Source organism: Pseudomonas sp. LTR0 (assembly GCF_036630035.1).
Lineage (GTDB): Bacteria > Pseudomonadota > Gammaproteobacteria > Pseudomonadales > Pseudomonadaceae > Aquipseudomonas > Aquipseudomonas putida_Y.
On record NZ_CP123734.1, the window covers coordinates 2,336,434 to 2,354,279 of the forward strand.

Consider the following 17,846-nt stretch of genomic DNA (forward strand, 5'->3'; position numbering starts at 1 on the left):
GTCAGGGGTAGCTACACGTCACTTCGGGCTTGTCGTAGCCCAGGCTGTCCATTTCGTTGAAGGGATGCAGAAAGCCCTCCTGCGGCGAGGTGCTGACCAGGGCGCGGGGCTGAACCAACGGGATCGGCTGGCGCAGTTCGCCGTTCCACGGGCGGTAACTGAGCTTGCGCCCCTTGAAGCCGTCCAGCGGCAACTGCTCGCTGAGCAGCAGTTGCTGCAGCGCGCGAGGTTCGGCCAGGCGCAGCTTGCTGGCCGCACTGGCGACACTGCGTACAGCCATCCAGGCGGCGAAGTCACGGTCATTCATCCAGCGCCCGGCCTGGGCCTCGAAGCGTTTTTGCAACTGCGCCGCCCCGAAGGTTTCCACCGTCTTGTGCCAACCCGTGGGGGTCAGGCCCTGGGTACCGGCCACCGGGCGCGGATACCACGTCTGGTAGGGCAGGTACTCGCCGAAGTCACCGCGCTCGTCGGCCACCAGCACCACGTCGTATTCGGCAGTCTGGGTGAACAACGGCATGTCGGCCTGGGCGCTGCGGCGCTGGTCGTTATCGAAGGTCCAGGTTTTTTCCGCGACCAGTTGCACGCCAAAACGCTTCACCGACCGGCGTAGGGCAGCGGCGTACGCCTGGTCGTCCGGGGTCTGGCCGACCACCAGCAGCGCCCGTTGCCATTTGCGCAGTACCAGGAACTGCGCCAAGGCATCGGCCAGCATGGCCCGGCTCGGCAAGCTGTGCAGGACATTGCCCAGGCACTGGCTGCTGCGCAGACTGTCGTCGGGGCTGCCGGCGTTGAACAACAGGCTGTCGGGCAGGGCGGCAGACAGCGCGCGCAGGCTGGCGGCCGGGGCATTCACCACGAACAGGCGCAGGCCTTGGTCATGCTGGGCCCTGGCGGCTTGCAGCAGGGCCTCGGGGCTGTCGACGTTGGCGCTGGTCAGCTGAAATTGCTGCTTCAGGAAACGCCCGGTGCTGTTGCTGTCGACAATGGCCAGCTCGGCGCCTTGTAGCCCGGCGTCGCCGGGTTCGGGGATGACATTGGACAGCAGCGGGCCAGAGGCGGGGCGATAGCCCAGGTAGCCGATGCGTATGTGCAGCGGTGCAGCGCCCGGGCCCTGAGCGGCGGGCGCCAAGGGCGTAGCCAGCGTCGCGGCCAGGGCCAGCAGGCAGGTCAAGGCAAGGTGGGCAGGCTGGCGCATAACACACTCCACGGCAGATGGCGCCAGCATAGGAAGCCCGCCGGGAGGGGGAAATATGCAGAAAGTAGCGCTCGGCCGGTACCAAGGTAGTAATTCAGTGCGGGGGCCGCAGTTTTACGATGGTCCACAACGGCCTGAGGAGAACCGCTTGTGCGCCTTGTCAACTTGTCGGCCCTGTGGCGAGTCAACCTCTGGGTCACGTTATGCTTCGCCTTGGTCACGCTGGCTTGCGCCGGGGTGCTGTTGCACCAGGCGGTGGCCGACGTCGAGCGTGAGTTGCAGTCAGCCGAAGCCGTGGTGGCGTACCTGGGCGACACCGCCGAACGCGACCCGGCAAACCTGCAGCCCGGCCTGACCAAGAGCCTGCGCCATGTGCGGGTGCATTGGCTGGCACCGGGTGAGGTGCCAAGGCTGCCGCAGGAGGCCGGTATGGATGCCTGGCTGGGCCGCCAGTTAGTCGGCGAGCGCTACCACAGCAGCCGGCTGCTGGACTTGAGTGATGGCCGCCGCGTGTTTATTGCCGTGGATGCGCGGGATGAAATCGATGAAGTCTGGGACTCCCTGCAACAACTGCTAGGCGTTTGTGGCCTGGCATTGTTGTTGAGCCTGTTGACCATCCGCTGGGCGGTGCGGCGGGCCATGCGCCTGCTGGATGAACTGCTGGGTGCCTTGCACCAGGTCTCGGGCGGGCGATTGACGGCACGCCTGCGCGAGGCCGGCCTGCCGGAAGCGCGCCAGTTGGCGAAACACTTCAACCGCATGGCCGCAACCCTGGAGCAGGCCCAGGCCGACAATGCCCAACTGACCCAGACCCTGCTGGCAGTGCAGGAGCAGGAGCGTACCCAGCTGGCGCAGACCCTGCACGATGATCTGGGGCAATATCTGGCAGGCATGCGTGCCCAGCTATGCCTGCTGCGTATGGTGGCCGAACAGCCAGAGGTGGTGACGCAGACGGCGCAGGCCCTTGAACTCAACTGCGAGCGCCTGCAGCAAGGTTTTCGCGCGCTGGTGCACAACTTGTATCCGGTGGCGCTGCACTACATGCCGCTGGCCGAGGCCTTCGGGCTGTTGGTGGGCCAGTGGCAGGCCAGCCAGGGTATCGAATGCCGGCTGCGGGTTGGCGAGCACTTGCCGGCGCTGACTGGGCCGAGCAGAACGCATTTGTACCGCTTGTTGCAGGAGGCCCTGACCAACGTCGCCCGGCATGCCGGTGCCAGCCAGGTGCGGGTACGCCTGCAGCGCAGTACCAAGGGCTTGCGCCTGTTCATTCGCGACAACGGCTGCGGCGCCCACCAGCCCCAGCGCCCAGGGGTAGGCCTGCACTCGATGGCCGAGCGCGCCCGCAGCCTTGGGGGCGAGCTACGCATTTTCAGCCGCCCGGGCGGTGGCTGGGCGCTGGCCCTTAACATTCCCGAGGAGGTGTGATGAATATCGTGTTGGTCGATGACCACGCCGTGGTCCGCCAGGGCTACGCCAGCCTGCTGCGGGCGGTGCTGCCATTGGTGCAGGTGCGCGAAGCTGCCAGTGGTGAAGAGGCGCTGGCCAGGGTCCAGGAGCAGGTACCCAATCTGGTGATCATGGACTTTGGCCTGCCCGGTATCAGTGGCCTGGAAACCACCCGTCGCCTGCGCCAGCGCCTGCCGCAGTTGCGGGTGCTGTTTTTCAGCATGCACGACGAGCTGCCGCTGGTGCGCCAGGCGCTGGATGCGGGGGCTTCGGGCTACCTGACCAAGAACTCTGCGCCCGAGGTGCTGATCGAGGCGGTGCAGCGGGTGTTGGCCGGGCATGCCTACATCGAGCAGCCCCTGGCCACCCAGCTGGCTTGCCTGTCACAGCAAAGCACCAGTGACCCGCGGTTGCAGCGCATGACCCAGCGCGAACTGGAGATATTCACGATGCTGGCCAAGGGTACCCCGGCGCGGGTGATTGCCGAGCAGTTGTGTATCAGTGCCAAGACCGTGTCCAACCACCTGACCTTGCTCAAGAGCAAGTTGCAGGTCAGTTCGCATGCCGAGCTGGTGCATCTGGGGATTGACCTGGGGGTGGTGCGGGTGGCGGGGTGAGGTAAGTGTTCTGGTTTTGAAGGTTCGGCGCCTGTGAGATCGAGCGCCGCCCGCGCGGCGCATCGCGAGCTGTGCTCGCTCCTACATTTGTTTCGGGCCATTATCGTCTGTGCCAGCGCGCGCGACCGCCTTGTTCGTCCGACGCGATGTCGAGCCATGCACCCAGGCGCTCGCGCGCAAATCCCACAGGAATAACTGGCCCGAAACAAATGTAGGAGCGAGCACAGCTCGCGATGCGCCGCGCGGGCGGCGCTCGATTTCACAGGCGCCGAACCTGCCAAGGCGAACCCTTCGCTCATTCGTCCCAGGTTTCAGGGCACCCCTTGCACCCCTCCATGTAGGCCTCCTGAAAATTCCCGTAATGCTGCCGCGCCCCGCGCAAATCGGCGCGTGCCAGGTTGCTCTGGCCAAACTTGGCCTCCTGCAGGTTGGCATCGCCCAGGTTGGCCTCTTGCAGGTCAGCCTTGCTCAACCAGGCCATCTCCAGGTCCGCCGCCTGCAAGTTGGCCCGCTGCAGCTTTGCCCCGGACAGCCTGGCGAACTGCAGGTAGGCTGCACGCAGGTCGGCCTTTTCAAACTGTGCGCCCTGGGCGAACAAGCCCCAGCCTTGAATGGCCACCAGCCTGCTGTTGCTCAGGTCGGCCAGGCGCAGATTGCTCTGTTGCAAGCTGGCGCGGGTCAGGTTGGCCCCTTGCAGGCGGGCTTTTTCCAGGTTTGCCAGGTCCAGCTGGGCATGGCGCAGGTCGGCATCGCGCAGGTCGGCACCGGCCAGGTTCATCTTGCGCAGGTCCTGGTTGGCCAGCTTGGCGCCGCGCAGGTTGGCCCCCGGGCACTGGCTGGCTTCGGCAATCACGCAGCCGTTGATGGTCAAGGGGGCATCGTTGCCGGCGTCGTCGGCGTTTACTGCCAGGGCGGGGGATAGCGCCAGCAGCAAGGTAAAGGGCAGGTAATTCATGGCGAAAGCCTCTGGGCAGGAGAAGGGCAGAAGCGGGGAGGGGCGCAAGCCGCTCCCCGCTGCAGGTCAACGCTGTGCAGTCTTGTTGTCCCAGCTCGGGATCTTGAACACCCAGAACGAACCACCCTGAGCCACCGGTTTGGTCAGCTCGGCCATGTCGCCGCCCCACAGCGGTACCGCACCGCCGTAGCCCACGGTCACGCCGATGTACTGCTCGCCGTCCTGCTCCCAGGTGATGGGCGGCGAGACGATGCCGCTGCCAGTCTGGAACTTCCACAGCTCTTTGCCCGTCTTGGCGTCGAAGGCCTTGAAGAAGCCGTCGCCCGTGCCGGTGAATACCAGGTTGCCCTTGGTTGCCAGCACCCCGGCCCACAGCGGCAGGTGCTCCTTGTGTTCCCACACCAGTTTGCCGGTGGACGGGTCCATGGCGCGCAACGTGCCGACGTGGTCGTCGTACATGCGCTTGATGCGGAAGCCCATGCCCAGGTAAGCCGAGCCCTTCTTGTAGTTCACTTCCTCGGTCCAGTATTCCTCTTTCCACTGGTTGCCGGGGATGTAGAACAGCCCGGTGTCCTGGCTGTAGGCCATGGGGTTCCAGTTCTTGCCGCCCAGGAACGGTGGCGAGACTTCCACCGGCTTGCCCTTGGTTTCACCCGGCAGCGGCTTGGCCGGGCGTTGGCCGGGGTTTTCCACCGGGCGGCCGGTCTTCAGGTCGATATGGCTGGCCCAGGTGATGTTGTCGACGAAGGGGAAGGCGTTCTGCAGCTTGCCGTTGTTGCGGTCGACCACATAGAAGAAGCCGTTGCGGTCGGCGTGGGCGGTGGCCTTGACCACGTTGCCGTTCTTGTCCTTGTAGTCGAACAGCACCAGCTCGTTGTTGCCGGAGAAGTCCCAGGCATCGTTGGGGGTGTGCTGGTAGAACCACTTGACCTCGCCGGTACTCGGGTCGACGCCGACCTGGCCGGAGGTGTACAGGCTGTCGAAGTCATGCGGGTTGCCGTCTTTCGACGTGCGCGCCCAGGTATTCCAAGGGCCGGGGTTGCCAGCGCCGACAATGATGGTGTTGGTTTCGGGGTCGAAGCTCGCGCTTTGCCAAGGGGCTCCGCCGCCGTGGCTCCAGGCTTCGACCTTGCCGGTTTCGGTGGTAGGGTCGTCTGGCCAGGACGGCGCCTTGACGTCACCGGTCGGGGTGCTGTCCTTGCCGTTCAGGCGGCCCATGTGGCCCTCGACGAAGGGCCGCATCCACACTTCTTCGCCGGTGTCCGGGTCGCGTGCGAACAGCTGGCCGACCACGCCGAATTCATCGCCGGAGCTGCCGTGGATCAGCAGCACCTTGCCGCTGGTCTTGTCCTTGATCAGCACTGGCGCACCGGTCATGGTGTAGCCGGCGCTGTGGTCGCCGAACTTCTTGTTCCACACCACTTTGCCGGTGCGCTTGTCGAGGGCGATGACACGCGCATCGAGGGTGCCAAAGTAGATCTTGTCGCCGTAGATCGCCGCCCCGCGGTTGACCACGTCGCAGCAGGGACGAATGTTGTCGGGCAGGCGGTGGTTGTAGGTCCACAGGCGTTTGCCGGTCTTGGCATCGAGGGCGAATACCCGTGAGTACGAGCCGGTGACGTAGACCACGCCATCGCTGACGATGGCCTGGGATTCCTGGCCGCGCTGCTTCTCGTCGCCGAAGGAGTAGGACCAGGCCGGGGTCAGCTTGAACACGTTCTTGTCATTGACCTGGGCCAGCGGGCTCCAGCGCTGGGCATTGGTGCCCATGCCGTACTGCAGCACGTCCCGGGTGGTCAGGTGGTCATTGGCGATGTCTTCCCAGGTGACGTTCTTGCCGGCAGGTGCAGCGGGTGTGCTGGCCGCTGTTGCCACATTGCCCAGGGCCAGGCTACCGGCCATCAGCAGGACGCGCACGCTCAGGGCCAGCGGGGAAAGGGCGGGTAGCGATCTTATTGTCATGGTTGCAGTTCCCAGTGGAGGTTTTGGCCTGCACAGGGTGGGGCGCAGCGGCTATCGCGGGATACGGAAAAAGTCCCGCCCTTGCCGGGAAAAGTTCCCGCACGGCACCTCAATTGGCCCTTCGCCACAAGCCCTACTACCAAGGGATGACGGCCCGGCCACCAAAGCAGCATTCGGTCGCCCGCAGGGTGTTTCTAAGATGGCGGCACGGCCTCTGTGGTTGAGGCCTTGTGTGCAATGGTGAGGGCATAACAATGACAACAAAATGCAATGTGTTGCTTGCTGCTGGGTTGCTGGCCGCATCTGTGCTGACCGGTACAGCCTGGGCCCATGGCAACGTGGTGCCCCAGGCAGTGGAGACCAAGGGCCTGACCCCGATCAAGGACGCTGGCGTGAGCCTGGACGACGACGGCTGGGCGGCGGTCAACCCGTACCGCAGCTCACCCGAGCACGACAAGGCCGTGGAAATCGGCGCCTCGGCCTACAACCAGAACTGCGCCGCCTGTCATGGCCTGGAGGCCAAGTCTGGTGGTATCGCCCCTGACTTGCGCATGCTCGATGCAGGTGATGCTGGCGATGAATGGTTCGTCGAGCGGGTGCGCCACGGCGCGGTTCGCGACGGCCGCGTGTACATGCCGAAGATGGCCGATTACCTCAGTCAGGAAGCCCTGTGGGCGGTGCGCACCTACCTCGACAGCGTGCACGTCGAGGAGTGACGGCCATGCGTCTGTGGGCGGTGCTGTTGAGTGGCCTGCTGCTGTGTTGCGCGGCGGCCCAGGCGCAGGTGCGCAACTATGACGCGATCATCGCTGCCGGCGAGCTCAAGGTGGCGGTGTACAAGGATTTCGCCCCCTACAGTTTTCAGGACCACGGCCAGCCGCGTGGTGTCGATGTGGAGCTGGCGCAGGCCCTGGCCACGGCCTTGGGGGTACGCCTGCAACTGATCTGGGCGCCACCCGGAGAAAAGCTCGACGATGACCTGCGCGACTACATCTGGCGTGGCAGCCCGCTGCGTCATCAGCAATTGGCCGACCTGATGATGCGGGTGCCTTACGATCGCGCCTACGCGCAGCGGCGCAACGAGCTGGGGGAGCTGGAAAACGCCCAGGTGGTGATGTTCGGCCCCTATCAGCAGGAGCGTTGGCAGGTGGCCTACGATCGCCGTCGCCTGCCGTCGGTGGCCAGTGTCGCGGTATTCCAGCAGCATCCTGTCGGGGTCGAGGTGGACAGCGTGCCGTCGTTTTACCTGACGTCGGTGTTCAACGGCATGCTTAGCGCCAGGACCCACCATTACCCCAGCGTGCAGCAGGCATTTGCTGCGATGCAGGCCGGCCAGGTAGACGCTGTGATGGCGATGCGCGGCGAGGTTGACTGGCAGCTGCACCAGGCCGCCGACCCGCAACTGGCCTTGGCAGAAAACGCCTACCCGAACCTCGGTAAACAGGCTTGGGAAATCGGCATGGCCGTGCATGAAAGCAACCGGCAGCTGGCCTACGCGGTGGAGGAGGCCATGGAGGAGATGATTCGCGATGGCCGGCTCAAGGCGATGTATGCCGCATACGGCCTGCGTTACGAGGTCCCGGAGATGTATCAATAGGAGTGGCCATGAACTGGCGAGCAACTTTCCTGCTGGCCTGCTGGATGCCCTGGGCCGCCCAGGCAGCGACACAAGGCACCTCCACAGACCCGGTGCCTTCCGTGATGTGGGACTTCTACCACAAGCAGTTGCTGGCCCAGGCTGCATTCGTGTTCGATGACCGTGTGAAGCTTCTGGCGCCACCCTTTGCCGAGGATGCACGGCAGGTGCCGCTGGAGATCGACGCCCGGGCGTTCACAGGCGAGGTGGTGCGGATAATCGCCTGGGCAGAGCTGAACCCATTGCCGCGCATCGTCGACTTTCAGCCCGGCGAGCGTGTGTTGCCCTGGTTGTCGATCCGCATCCGCATCGAACAGGCCACACCGTTGCGCGCCGCCGTACTGACACGCGATGGCCTGTGGCACGTCGGTTCTACCCTGATCGATGCTGCCGGCGGCGGTTGTACCGCACCCAGCGTGGTGCGCACCCAGCCCGGCTGGGAGGAGCACCTCGGTGAGGTGCTGGGCGGGCGCTACCCGCGTGGTGACAGCAGCCGCCTGCGCCTGCAGGTGGCCCACCCGATGGATAACGGCCTGGTCAGTGGCATTCCTGAATTCTTTCTCAACCATGCCGAGTTGCAAGGTGCAGATGGCCAGCGCCTAGCCAGCCTGGAGCTGTACCCGGCGGTCAGCGAAAACCCCAACCTTGGCTTTGACATTCAGGGCCCTGGTCCAACCCGGCTGCTGCTGCGGGACAACAGCGGCAACCAGTTCGAGGCGGCGCTGCCCTGAGCGCGTTGTCTGATTCCCCCCCTGACCCGAGGCACTGTCATGCGTTGGATCCTGCTGTTGCTGCTGTGCCTGGGGCTGCCAGCCCAGGCTGATCTGGCGTACCGGCTCACACCGCGGCAGATCGCCGAGGGCACCTGGTTGCTGGAAGGCAGCACCGACAATTTCGCCAAGGCCAATGGCGGCAATGTGGTCAACACCGCGTTCATCGTCACCGACAGCGGTGTGGTGGTGATCGACAGCGGGCCGTCGAAGGGCTATGGCGAGGCGTTGCGCAAGGCAATTGCCACCCTCACCGACAAGCCGGTAGTGGAAGTGCTGTTGACCCATCATCATCCTGACCATGTACTGGGCAACCAGGCCTTTGCCGATGTGCCGATCGGTGCCCTGGCCGGCACCCGCGACCTGCTGCGCCTGCAGGGCGATGCCATGGCCGAGAACATGTATCGCCTGGTTGGCGACTGGATGCGCGGTACCGAAGTGGTACTGCCGACCCGGGTGTTGCAGCCGGGTGTGCATGAGGTGGGTGGGCACCGCCTGAGGTTGCTGGGGCTGGGCGGGCACACGGGGGCCGACCTGGCGATTTTCGATGAAAAGACCGGCGTACTGTTCGCCGGTGACCTGGTGTTCTACCAACGCGCCCTGACCACGCCTAACAGCCCAGGGCTGGACGTGTGGCTCAAGGACCTGGATACCCTGCAGGCACTGCCTTGGAAGCAGCTGGTACCCGGGCATGGCCCGGTGGCCAGTGATGCGCAGCCGTTCGTGCAGATGCGTGACTACCTGGGCTGGCTCGATGGCCTGATGCGTGATGGCGCGGCGCGCGGTGACGACATGGCCGAGATGATCCGCAGCCCCATTCCTGAACGGTTTGCCGGGATCAGCCTGACGCGTTATGAGCTGATCCGCAGTGTCAGTCACCTGTACCCCCGGTATGAGCGCCAGCAGTTACGGCGCTTGCCATGACATTGTTTGTGCCTGTCAGCCCCCGTGCCGCCCACACAGCGCTCTGTGTCTGCACCCACCCATCGCTCAGGCCCCTACCAAGGAACTAGAAAACTCCGCACTGCGGGCAATTGTTGGCAATCGGGTCGGGACCAAGAATTCCCGACACACCGGGAAATTTTCCCGGGCACAACAAAAAAACCAAAGGTAGCCGTCATGACCCGATCCCCACGTCGCCCCTTGTTCGCCGTGAGCCTGGTGCTCAGCGCCATGCTGCTTGCCGGCGCGGCTCACGCCGCTGTCAGCAATGAAGACATCCTCCAGGACCCGAAGAACCCCAAGCAGATCGTGACCAATGGCCTGGGCGTGCAGGGCCAGCGCTACAGCCCGCTGGATATGCTCAATGTCAATAACGTCAAGGAACTGCGCCCGGTCTGGGCGTTCTCCTTTGGCGGCGAGAAGCAGCGCGGCCAACAGGCCCAGCCGCTGATCAAGGACGGGGTGATGTACCTGACCGGCTCCTACTCGCGGGTGTTCGCCGTGGACGCCCGCACCGGCAAGAAACTGTGGCAATACGATGCACGTCTGCCGGATGACATCCGCCCCTGCTGCGACGTGATCAACCGCGGCGTCGCGCTGTACGGCAACCTGGTGTTCTTCGGCACGCTGGACGCCAAGCTGGTGGCCCTGAACAAGGACACCGGCAAGGTGGTCTGGAGCAAGAAGGTCGCCGACCACAAAGAAGGCTACTCCATCAGCGCCGCGCCGATGATCGTCAATGGCAAGCTGATTACAGGCGTTGCCGGCGGCGAGTTCGGCGTGGTGGGCAAGATCCAGGCGTACAACCCGGAGAACGGCGAGCTGCTGTGGATGCGCCCCACCGTGGAAGGGCACATGGGCTATGTGTACAAGGACGGCAAGGCGATCGAGAACGGCATTTCCGGCGGTGAGGCGGGCAAGACCTGGCCTGGCGACCTGTGGAAGACCGGCGGCGCTGCGCCTTGGCTGGGCGGTTACTACGACCCGGAAACCAACCTGATCCTGTTCGGTACCGGCAACCCGGCCCCGTGGAACTCGCACCTGCGCCCCGGTGACAACCTGTACTCTTCCTCACGCCTGGCGCTGAACCCGGACGACGGCACCATCAAGTGGCACTTCCAGAGCACGCCGCATGACGGCTGGGACTTCGACGGCGTCAACGAGCTGATCTCGTTCAACTACAAGGACGGCGGCAAGGAGGTCAAGGCTGCCGCCACGGCGGACCGCAACGGTTTCTTCTACGTGCTCGATCGTACCAACGGCAAGTTCATCCGCGGCTTCCCGTTCGTTGACAAGATCACCTGGGCCACGGGCCTGGACAAGGACGGCCGGCCGATCTACAACGACGCCAGCCGCCCGGGCGCACCAGGCAGCGAGGCCAAGGGCAGCTCGGTGTTCGTCGCCCCGGCCTTCCTCGGCGCCAAGAACTGGATGCCGATGGCCTACAACAAGGACACAGGGCTGTTCTACGTGCCGTCCAACGAGTGGGGCATGGACATCTGGAACGAAGGCATCGCCTACAAAAAGGGCGCGGCGTTCCTCGGTGCCGGCTTCACCATCAAGCCGCTCAACGAAGACTACATCGGCGTGCTGCGCGCCATCGACCCGATCAGCGGCAAGGAAGTGTGGCGCCACAAGAACTACGCGCCGCTGTGGGGCGGCGTGCTGACCACCAAGGGCAACCTGGTGTTCACGGGTACGCCAGAGGGCTTCCTGCAGGCATTCAATGCCAAGACCGGCGACAAGGTCTGGGAATTCCAGACCGGGTCAGGCGTGCTGGGCTCGCCCATCACCTGGGAAATGGACGGCGAGCAGTACGTTTCGGTGGTCTCCGGCTGGGGCGGCGCGGTGCCGCTGTGGGGTGGCGAAGTGGCCAAACGGGTCAAGGACTTCAACCAGGGCGGCATGCTCTGGACCTTCAAGTTGCCCAAGCAGTTGCAGCAAACAGCGAGCACCAAGCCCTAACGCCTGCCTACTGCCGCTTGCCGCCGCTGATCCGGTGACAAGCGGCCCTACTACCAAATGACGAGAGCCCCGCTGCCAACGATGCATTCGCCCGGCACGCGGGGCTTCTTACCATCGGTGCATCGCCTGTCGTGGGACAGGCACCGACCCGCAGAGGCTCAGCATGATCTACGCACAACCCGGAACTCCAGGCGCCGTCGTATCCTTCAAACCCCGTTATGGCAACTTCATCAATGGCGAGTTCGTGCAGCCGTTGGCTGGCCAGTACTTCACCAACAGCTCGCCGGTCAATGGCCAGCCGATTGCCGAATTCCCGCGCTCCACGGCCCAGGACGTCGACCGCGCCCTGGACGCCGCGCATGCCGCCGCCGAAGCCTGGGGCAAGACCTCGGTGCAAGACCGCGCCCTGGTACTGCTGAAAATTGCCGACCGCATCGAGCAGAACCTGGAGGTGCTGGCGGTTACCGAAAGCTGGGACAACGGCAAGGCCATACGCGAAACCTTGAATGCCGACGTGCCGCTGGCAGCCGACCACTTCCGCTATTTCGCCGGTTGCATCCGTGCCCAGGAAGGTGGCGTAGGTGAGATCAACGAAGGCACCGTGGCTTATCACATCCACGAGCCGCTGGGTGTGGTGGGGCAGATCATCCCGTGGAACTTCCCGCTGCTTATGGCCGCCTGGAAGCTTGCCCCGGCCTTGGCCGCTGGCAACTGCGTGGTGCTCAAGCCCGCGGAGCAGACGCCGCTGTCGATTACCGTCTTTGCCGAGCTGATCGCCGACCTGTTGCCTGCAGGCGTACTGAACATCGTCCAGGGCTTTGGCCGTGAGGCCGGCGAGGCGCTGGCCACCAGCAAGCGCATCGCCAAGATCGCTTTCACCGGGTCCACCCCGGTGGGCTCGCACATCATGAAGTGCGCGGCCGAGAACATTATCCCGTCCACCGTCGAACTGGGTGGCAAGTCGCCGAACATCTTCTTCGAAGACATCATGCAGGCCGAGCCGGCGTTCATCGAGAAGGCTGCCGAAGGCCTGGTGCTGGCGTTCTTCAACCAGGGCGAGGTGTGTACCTGCCCGTCACGGGCGCTGATCCAGGAGTCGATCTACGAACCGTTCATGGCCGAGGTGATGAAGAAGATCGCCAAGATCACCCGCGGCAACCCGCTGGATACCGAAACCATGGTGGGTGCCCAGGCGTCCGAGCAACAGTACGACAAGATCCTTTCGTACCTGGAGATTGCCCGGGAGGAGGGCGCGCAGTTGCTCACCGGCGGTGGTGCCGAGCGGCTACAGGGTGACCTGGCCAGCGGTTACTACATTCAGCCAACCCTACTCAAGGGCAACAACAAGATGCGCGTGTTCCAGGAAGAAATCTTCGGGCCGGTGGTGGGCGTGACCACCTTCAAGGACGAAGCCGAAGCGCTGGCTATCGCCAACGACAGTGAATTCGGCCTGGGCGCCGGCCTGTGGACCCGCGACATCAACCGCGCCTATCGCATGGGACGCGGGATCAAGGCCGGGCGAGTGTGGACCAACTGCTACCACCTGTACCCGGCGCATGCGGCGTTCGGGGGGTACAAGAAGTCCGGTGTTGGCCGCGAAACCCACAAGATGATGCTCGACCACTATCAGCAGACCAAGAACCTGCTGGTGAGCTACGACATCAATCCGCTGGGCTTCTTCTAGACCGCGTCGCGGCCTTCGCGGGCTCGCCCGCTCCCACAGGTTCACCGCTGGTTCCAGAACCGGTGAAGAACCTGTGGGTGCGGGCGAGCCCGCAAAAGGGCCGGCACATGCATGGCCTACCCGTACCAACGCACCCCGCAAGCTCGTTCCAAAGTAGCATTCGGTCCGGTCCACCCCCGTGCATTAATGCTTCTACCGGAATCCTCCGGCACAAGAAGAGGACTTGCCCTATGTGGACTAAACCCGCCTATACCGACCTGCGCATTGGCTTCGAAGTGACGATGTATTTCGCCAACCGTTGATGACGGCCCGGCCATCGCCACGGTGGCCGGATCCTCCTGGAGTATGCGCCTGTGAACCTGATAGATCGCCAGCAAGCCCTTGCCTTGGGGCGAGGCTTGCGCCTGGACTGGGCGCCACAGAAGGGTTGCCACGTGCTGTTGTACGCCGGGGGCATCATCGAGCTCAATGCCAGTGCCGGCTGGGTCCTGGAGCTGCTGGACGGCCACAGTACCGTGGCAACGGTCATCGACCGCCTGGCACAACGCTTCCCCGATGTACCGGAGCTCGAAGAGGACGTGCTGGCATTTTTGGAGGTGGCCCGCGCCAAATCCTGGATAGAATGACCGGTAGCCCCGCTTTGGTCTGGTTGCTTTCGTGGTGGGATGCTTTACGCTGGCGTTTATCTTCCAGAACAATAAGAACAGGCTTACCGATGAGCCAGAGTTTCAGCCCCCTTCGCAAGTTCGTATCGCCTGAAATCATCTTTGGTGCCGGCTGCCGGCACAATGTGGCCAATTACGCCAAAACCTTCGGTGCGCGCAAGGTACTGGTGGTCAGCGATCCTGGCGTGATCGCCGCCGGCTGGGTGGCGGATGTGGAGGCCAGCCTGCAGGCCCAGGGCATCGACTATTGCCTGTACACCGCCGTGTCACCCAACCCGCGGGTCGAAGAGGTGATGCTCGGCGCCGAAATCTATCGGCAGAACCACTGTGACGTGATCGTCGCCGTTGGCGGCGGCAGCCCGATGGATTGCGGCAAGGCCATCGGTATCGTGGTGGCCCATGGACGCAGCATCCTCGAATTCGAAGGCGTGGACATGATCCGCGTGCCCAGCCCGCCGCTGATCCTGATCCCGACCACCGCCGGCACCTCGGCGGACGTGTCGCAGTTCGTGATCATATCCAACCAGCAGGAACGCATGAAGTTCTCCATCGTCAGCAAGGCGGTGGTGCCGGACGTGTCGCTGATCGACCCGCAGACCACCCTGAGCATGGACCCGTTCCTGTCGGCCTGCACCGGCATCGATGCGTTGGTGCATGCCATCGAGGCCTTCGTGTCTACCGGCCACGGGCCGTTGACCGACCCCCATGCGCTGGAAGCCATGCGCCTGATCAATGGCAACCTGGTGGAGATGATCGCCAACCCCACCGATATTGCGCTGCGCGAGAAGATCATGCTCGGCAGCATGCAGGCGGGGCTGGCGTTCTCCAATGCGATCCTGGGCGCAGTGCACGCCATGTCGCACAGCCTGGGCGGTTTCCTCGACTTGCCCCATGGCTTGTGCAACGCGGTGCTGGTGGAACATGTGGTGGCGTTCAACTACAGCTCGGCGCCGGAGCGTTTCAAGGTGATCGCCGAGGTGTTCGGGATCGACTGCCGTGGTCTCAATCACCGGCAGATCTGTGGGCGCCTGGTGGAGCACTTGACTGCCCTGAAGCATGCCATTGGCTTCCATGAAACCCTGGGCCTGCATGGGGTGCGCACGTCCGATATCCCGTTCCTGTCGCAACACGCGATGGACGACCCGTGCATCCTCACCAACCCCCGTGCGTCGAGCCAGCGTGATGTCGAGGTCGTCTATGGCGAGGCCCTCTGACGAGCAGCAGCGGGCGTTGGCCGGGCTGCTGGGGCTGGGTGACCACTCGGCGCGCAAAAGCCATTACCCGGAGCTGTCCGCCCGCCTGGACGAGCTGGAGGCCGAACGCAACCGTTACAAATGGCTGTTCGAAAACGCCGTGCACGGGATTTTCCAGGCCAGCCTTCAGGACGGCATGCGTGCCGCCAACCCGGCGTTGGCCCGCATGCTTGGCTACGACGACCCGCAAGCGGTGCTTTTTTCCCTGACTGACCTGGCCGCCAACCTGTTTGATGGCGGTGCCGAGGAGTTGCAGGCGATCACGGCGGTGCTCGCCCGTGAGCACAGCCTGCACGGCTACGAAACCCGTTTGCGGCGCAAGGACGGCAGCCATCTCGATGTGCTGATGAACCTGCTGCTAAAACCCGGCCATGAAGGGCTGGTGGAGGGGTTCGTTGCCGACATCACCGAACGCAAGCTGGCCCAGCAACGCCTGCAACAGCTCAATGACGAACTGGAGCAACGGGTCGCTGCGCGTACCGATGAATTGCTTGAGGCCCGTGATGCCGCCGAAGCCGCCAACCGCAGCAAGGACAAATACCTCGCTGCCGCCAGCCATGACCTGCTGCAGCCGTTGAACGCCGCGCGCTTGCTGATCTCGACCTTGCGCGAGCGGCCATTACCAGAGGCCGAGCATGTGCTGGTGGAGCGTACCCACCAGGCCCTGGAGGGCGCGGAAGACCTGCTGACCGACCTGCTGGACATTTCCCGGCTCGACCAGGCTGCCGTCAGGCCGGACGTGGCTGTGTACCGCCTGGACGAGGTGTTCGCGCCGCTGGTCTCGGAGTTCAGCTCGGTGGCCGATGCTGCAGGCCTGAAGCTGCATGCACGCATAGCCGATTACGCCATCAGCACTGACTTGCGGCTGCTGACGCGCATTCTGCGCAACTTCCTCAGCAACGCTTGCCGGTACACCGACGAGGGGCGGATCCTGCTCGGGGCGAGGCGCCGCGGCGGCCAGTTGCGGCTGGAGGTGTGGGATACCGGGCGAGGCATCGCGCAGGATCGGCTGCAGGCCATTTTTCTCGAGTTCAACCAGCTGGACGTTGGCCGTGCTGCCGATCGCAAGGGTGTTGGCCTGGGGCTGGCCATCGTTGAACGGATCGCCAAGATTCTCGGTTACCGGATCGAAGTGCGCTCGTGGCCGGGGCGTGGCTCGGTGTTCAGCATCGAGGTACCTCTTGGCAAAGAAGTGCCGCTGGCTGTTCATCAGGCTGTGCCGCTGCCCAGCGCCGGTAATCCGCTGCCGGGCCGCCGCCTGCTGGTACTGGACAACGAAGTGAGCATACTCGAGAGCATGGGCGCGCTGTTGGGGCAGTGGGGGTGCGAAGTGGTTACGGCTACCGACCAGGAAGGCGCCTTGCTGGCGTTGCAGGGGCGAGCCCCGGAACTGATCCTGGCCGACTACCACCTGGACCATGGCGTGGTGGGTTGCGAGGTGGTGAGGAACCTGCGTGAGCATTTTGCGACTGCCATACCGGCAGTGATCATTACTGCAGACCGCAGCGATCAGTGCCGGCGTGGCTTGCAGAAGCTAGGGGCGCCGCTACTGAACAAACCTGTGAAACCCGGGAAATTGCGGGCGGTGTTGAGCCAGTTGCTCCTGGTGCATTGACCGGGTAGTCGTTCACCAGTCGGCGAAATAGAGCACTTAAATGGCCTGTCGCGAAGTTTGGATCCACGGGCCTTTAAAACTTACCATTCGGTCAGCTTGCAAGCAGTTAGTAAACTAACTAATACGGCTTTAAATACCGCTGGTCGGTGCTTTTGCTCAAGAAATGAACGATTTACCCGTGGGTCGCTCATATTTGCCAGCAAGTGTGTGCTTCAAGCAGCGCACTTCGCACCTCTCCCCAGAACGTAATGGACGTTCAACTTGATCTGAATCGCAGGGATGCACACGGGGCATTTTTACCTCTGACGATGGAGTAACGCCATGCCCAACCGAGGCTCAACGGTTGAGCCACTGTGTGCAATTGAGTAACCATTCGATGTTTCAATTAACGATATGAATTTGGTCTTCCTAGTGCGATCAAGTCGTACGCATGTTCGTTGCAAGGCCATCTAGCGCTGATGCATTACGTGGAGAATTAGACGTGGAGTTTAATACAATTATTAGCCTGTTCGGGCAGAAAGAATCCATGGAACTGGTGCGGCTGTCGGTCATTTATGTTCATTTACTGGCCTGTTGTATCGCCATCGGCCTGGTCTTTACCAGCGATGCCGAGATGGTCAGGGACTTGTTGAAGGGGCATCAACAGGCCAGCCATGACGGTAAGCATATGGCGCGATTGCAGGCGTCCGTTGCCAATGCCTTGATATTCTTGTGGCTTACCGGTGCTGCGGTCATTGGTATCGATTATCTTGAAAAGGGCATGAGTTATTTCGCCAACCCCAAACTTCACGCAAAAGTCATTATTGTCTTGCTCCTGACCTTTAATGGCATGTTGTTGCATCGTTATGTATTACCTGCCTTGCTCAAGGCCGGTTCTTTGCTTGACCTGAATATAGGCGTGCGGATGTTTGCGCTGTTTTCTGGTGCACTGTCAGGTGTTTCCTGGTTATATGCAGCGATGCTGGGCGTCGGTCGGCCACTGGCCTGGAAGTATTCGTTGACCGAGTTGCTGTTGGCCTATCCGGTGATGATCCTGCTTGGCTTTGCCCTGATGGCCGCACTGACCCAGTGGGCGCGAAAACGCAATATGGTCAAAGCGACGCCAGCACCTGTGTGGCCGCTGGCGGGCATTCCTTGCTGA

Annotated in this window: 16 protein-coding genes; 13 read left to right on the plus strand and 3 right to left on the minus strand. The window is 63.3% G+C overall.

From position 1 onward, the window contains the following. Position 1: 1 nt before the first annotated feature. Positions 2-1,195, minus strand: a complete 1,194-nt coding sequence (locus QCL51_RS10705) for an ABC transporter substrate-binding protein (protein WP_338444827.1) — start codon at positions 1,193-1,195, stop codon at positions 2-4. Positions 1,196-1,345: 150 nt separating this feature from the next. On the opposite strand from QCL51_RS10705, the gene QCL51_RS10710 reads away from it, so the two are divergent. Then, the gene (locus tag QCL51_RS10710) at positions 1,346-2,620 is read left to right on the plus strand and encodes a HAMP domain-containing sensor histidine kinase (RefSeq protein ID WP_028697252.1); all 1,275 of its coding nucleotides are present in this window, start codon (positions 1,346-1,348) and stop codon (positions 2,618-2,620) included. Further along, positions 2,620-3,258, plus strand: coding sequence for a response regulator transcription factor (locus QCL51_RS10715; protein ID WP_003254098.1), 639 nt, complete (start codon positions 2,620-2,622; stop codon positions 3,256-3,258). Before QCL51_RS10710 ends, QCL51_RS10715 begins: the two co-directional genes overlap by 1 nt. A 295-nt stretch (positions 3,259-3,553) precedes the next feature. Here QCL51_RS10715 and QCL51_RS10720 read toward each other — a convergent pair whose 3' ends face one another. Continuing rightward, complete coding sequence (locus QCL51_RS10720) at positions 3,554-4,213, minus strand: pentapeptide repeat-containing protein (RefSeq protein WP_021784008.1); 660 nt, start codon at positions 4,211-4,213, stop codon at positions 3,554-3,556. Positions 4,214-4,279: 66 nt separating this feature from the next. Beyond that, on the minus strand, positions 4,280-6,175 hold the full coding sequence (gene exaA, locus QCL51_RS10725) for a quinoprotein ethanol dehydrogenase (RefSeq protein ID WP_031322488.1): 1,896 nt from the start codon (positions 6,173-6,175) through the stop codon (positions 4,280-4,282). A gap of 254 nt (positions 6,176-6,429) precedes the next feature. Here exaA and pedF point away from each other — a divergent pair, with 254 nt between their 5' ends. From pedF to QCL51_RS10780, 11 genes are all read left to right on the plus strand, one after another. Next, entirely contained in the window at positions 6,430-6,891 is a 462-nt protein-coding gene (gene pedF, locus QCL51_RS10730) for a cytochrome c-550 PedF (RefSeq protein ID WP_021784006.1), read from the plus strand. A gap of 5 nt (positions 6,892-6,896) precedes the next feature. Further along, positions 6,897-7,772 carry a transporter substrate-binding domain-containing protein gene (locus tag QCL51_RS10735; RefSeq protein ID WP_021784005.1) on the plus strand — a complete coding sequence of 292 codons (876 nt, stop codon included), beginning with the start codon at positions 6,897-6,899 and terminating at the stop codon, positions 7,770-7,772. A gap of 8 nt (positions 7,773-7,780) precedes the next feature. Continuing rightward, on the plus strand, positions 7,781-8,542 hold the full coding sequence (locus QCL51_RS10740; protein WP_021784004.1) for a quinoprotein dehydrogenase-associated SoxYZ-like carrier: 762 nt from the start codon (positions 7,781-7,783) through the stop codon (positions 8,540-8,542). A 39-nt stretch (positions 8,543-8,581) separates the two neighbouring features. After that, positions 8,582-9,505, plus strand: coding sequence for a quinoprotein relay system zinc metallohydrolase 1 (locus QCL51_RS10745; protein ID WP_021784003.1), 924 nt, complete (start codon positions 8,582-8,584; stop codon positions 9,503-9,505). 195 nt (positions 9,506-9,700) lie between these two features. Beyond that, positions 9,701-11,488, plus strand: coding sequence for a PQQ-dependent alcohol dehydrogenase PedH (gene pedH, locus QCL51_RS10750; RefSeq protein ID WP_103469758.1), 1,788 nt, complete (start codon positions 9,701-9,703; stop codon positions 11,486-11,488). Between the two features lie 163 nt (positions 11,489-11,651). Then, positions 11,652-13,172 (plus strand): aldehyde dehydrogenase family protein, encoded by a 1,521-nt coding sequence (locus QCL51_RS10755; protein ID WP_021784001.1) that lies wholly within the window; start codon positions 11,652-11,654, stop codon positions 13,170-13,172. A 230-nt stretch (positions 13,173-13,402) separates the two neighbouring features. Then, positions 13,403-13,474, plus strand: a complete 72-nt coding sequence (pqqA, locus tag QCL51_RS10760) for a pyrroloquinoline quinone precursor peptide PqqA (protein ID WP_003243383.1) — start codon at positions 13,403-13,405, stop codon at positions 13,472-13,474. A 51-nt stretch (positions 13,475-13,525) separates the two neighbouring features. Beyond that, positions 13,526-13,798: a pyrroloquinoline quinone biosynthesis peptide chaperone PqqD gene (gene pqqD / locus QCL51_RS10765; protein ID WP_021784000.1), complete on the plus strand. Its 273-nt coding sequence runs from the start codon at positions 13,526-13,528 to the stop codon at positions 13,796-13,798. An 89-nt stretch (positions 13,799-13,887) separates the two neighbouring features. After that, positions 13,888-15,051: an alcohol dehydrogenase-like regulatory protein ErcA gene (gene ercA, locus QCL51_RS10770; RefSeq protein ID WP_053870448.1), complete on the plus strand. Its 1,164-nt coding sequence runs from the start codon at positions 13,888-13,890 to the stop codon at positions 15,049-15,051. Beyond that, positions 15,035-16,705, plus strand: a complete 1,671-nt coding sequence (locus tag QCL51_RS10775; RefSeq protein WP_103444555.1) for a NahK/ErcS family hybrid sensor histidine kinase/response regulator — start codon at positions 15,035-15,037, stop codon at positions 16,703-16,705. The genes ercA and QCL51_RS10775 overlap by 17 nt, the downstream gene beginning before the upstream one ends. 526 nt (positions 16,706-17,231) lie before the next feature. After that, complete coding sequence (locus QCL51_RS10780; protein WP_021783997.1) at positions 17,232-17,846, plus strand: hypothetical protein; 615 nt, start codon at positions 17,232-17,234, stop codon at positions 17,844-17,846.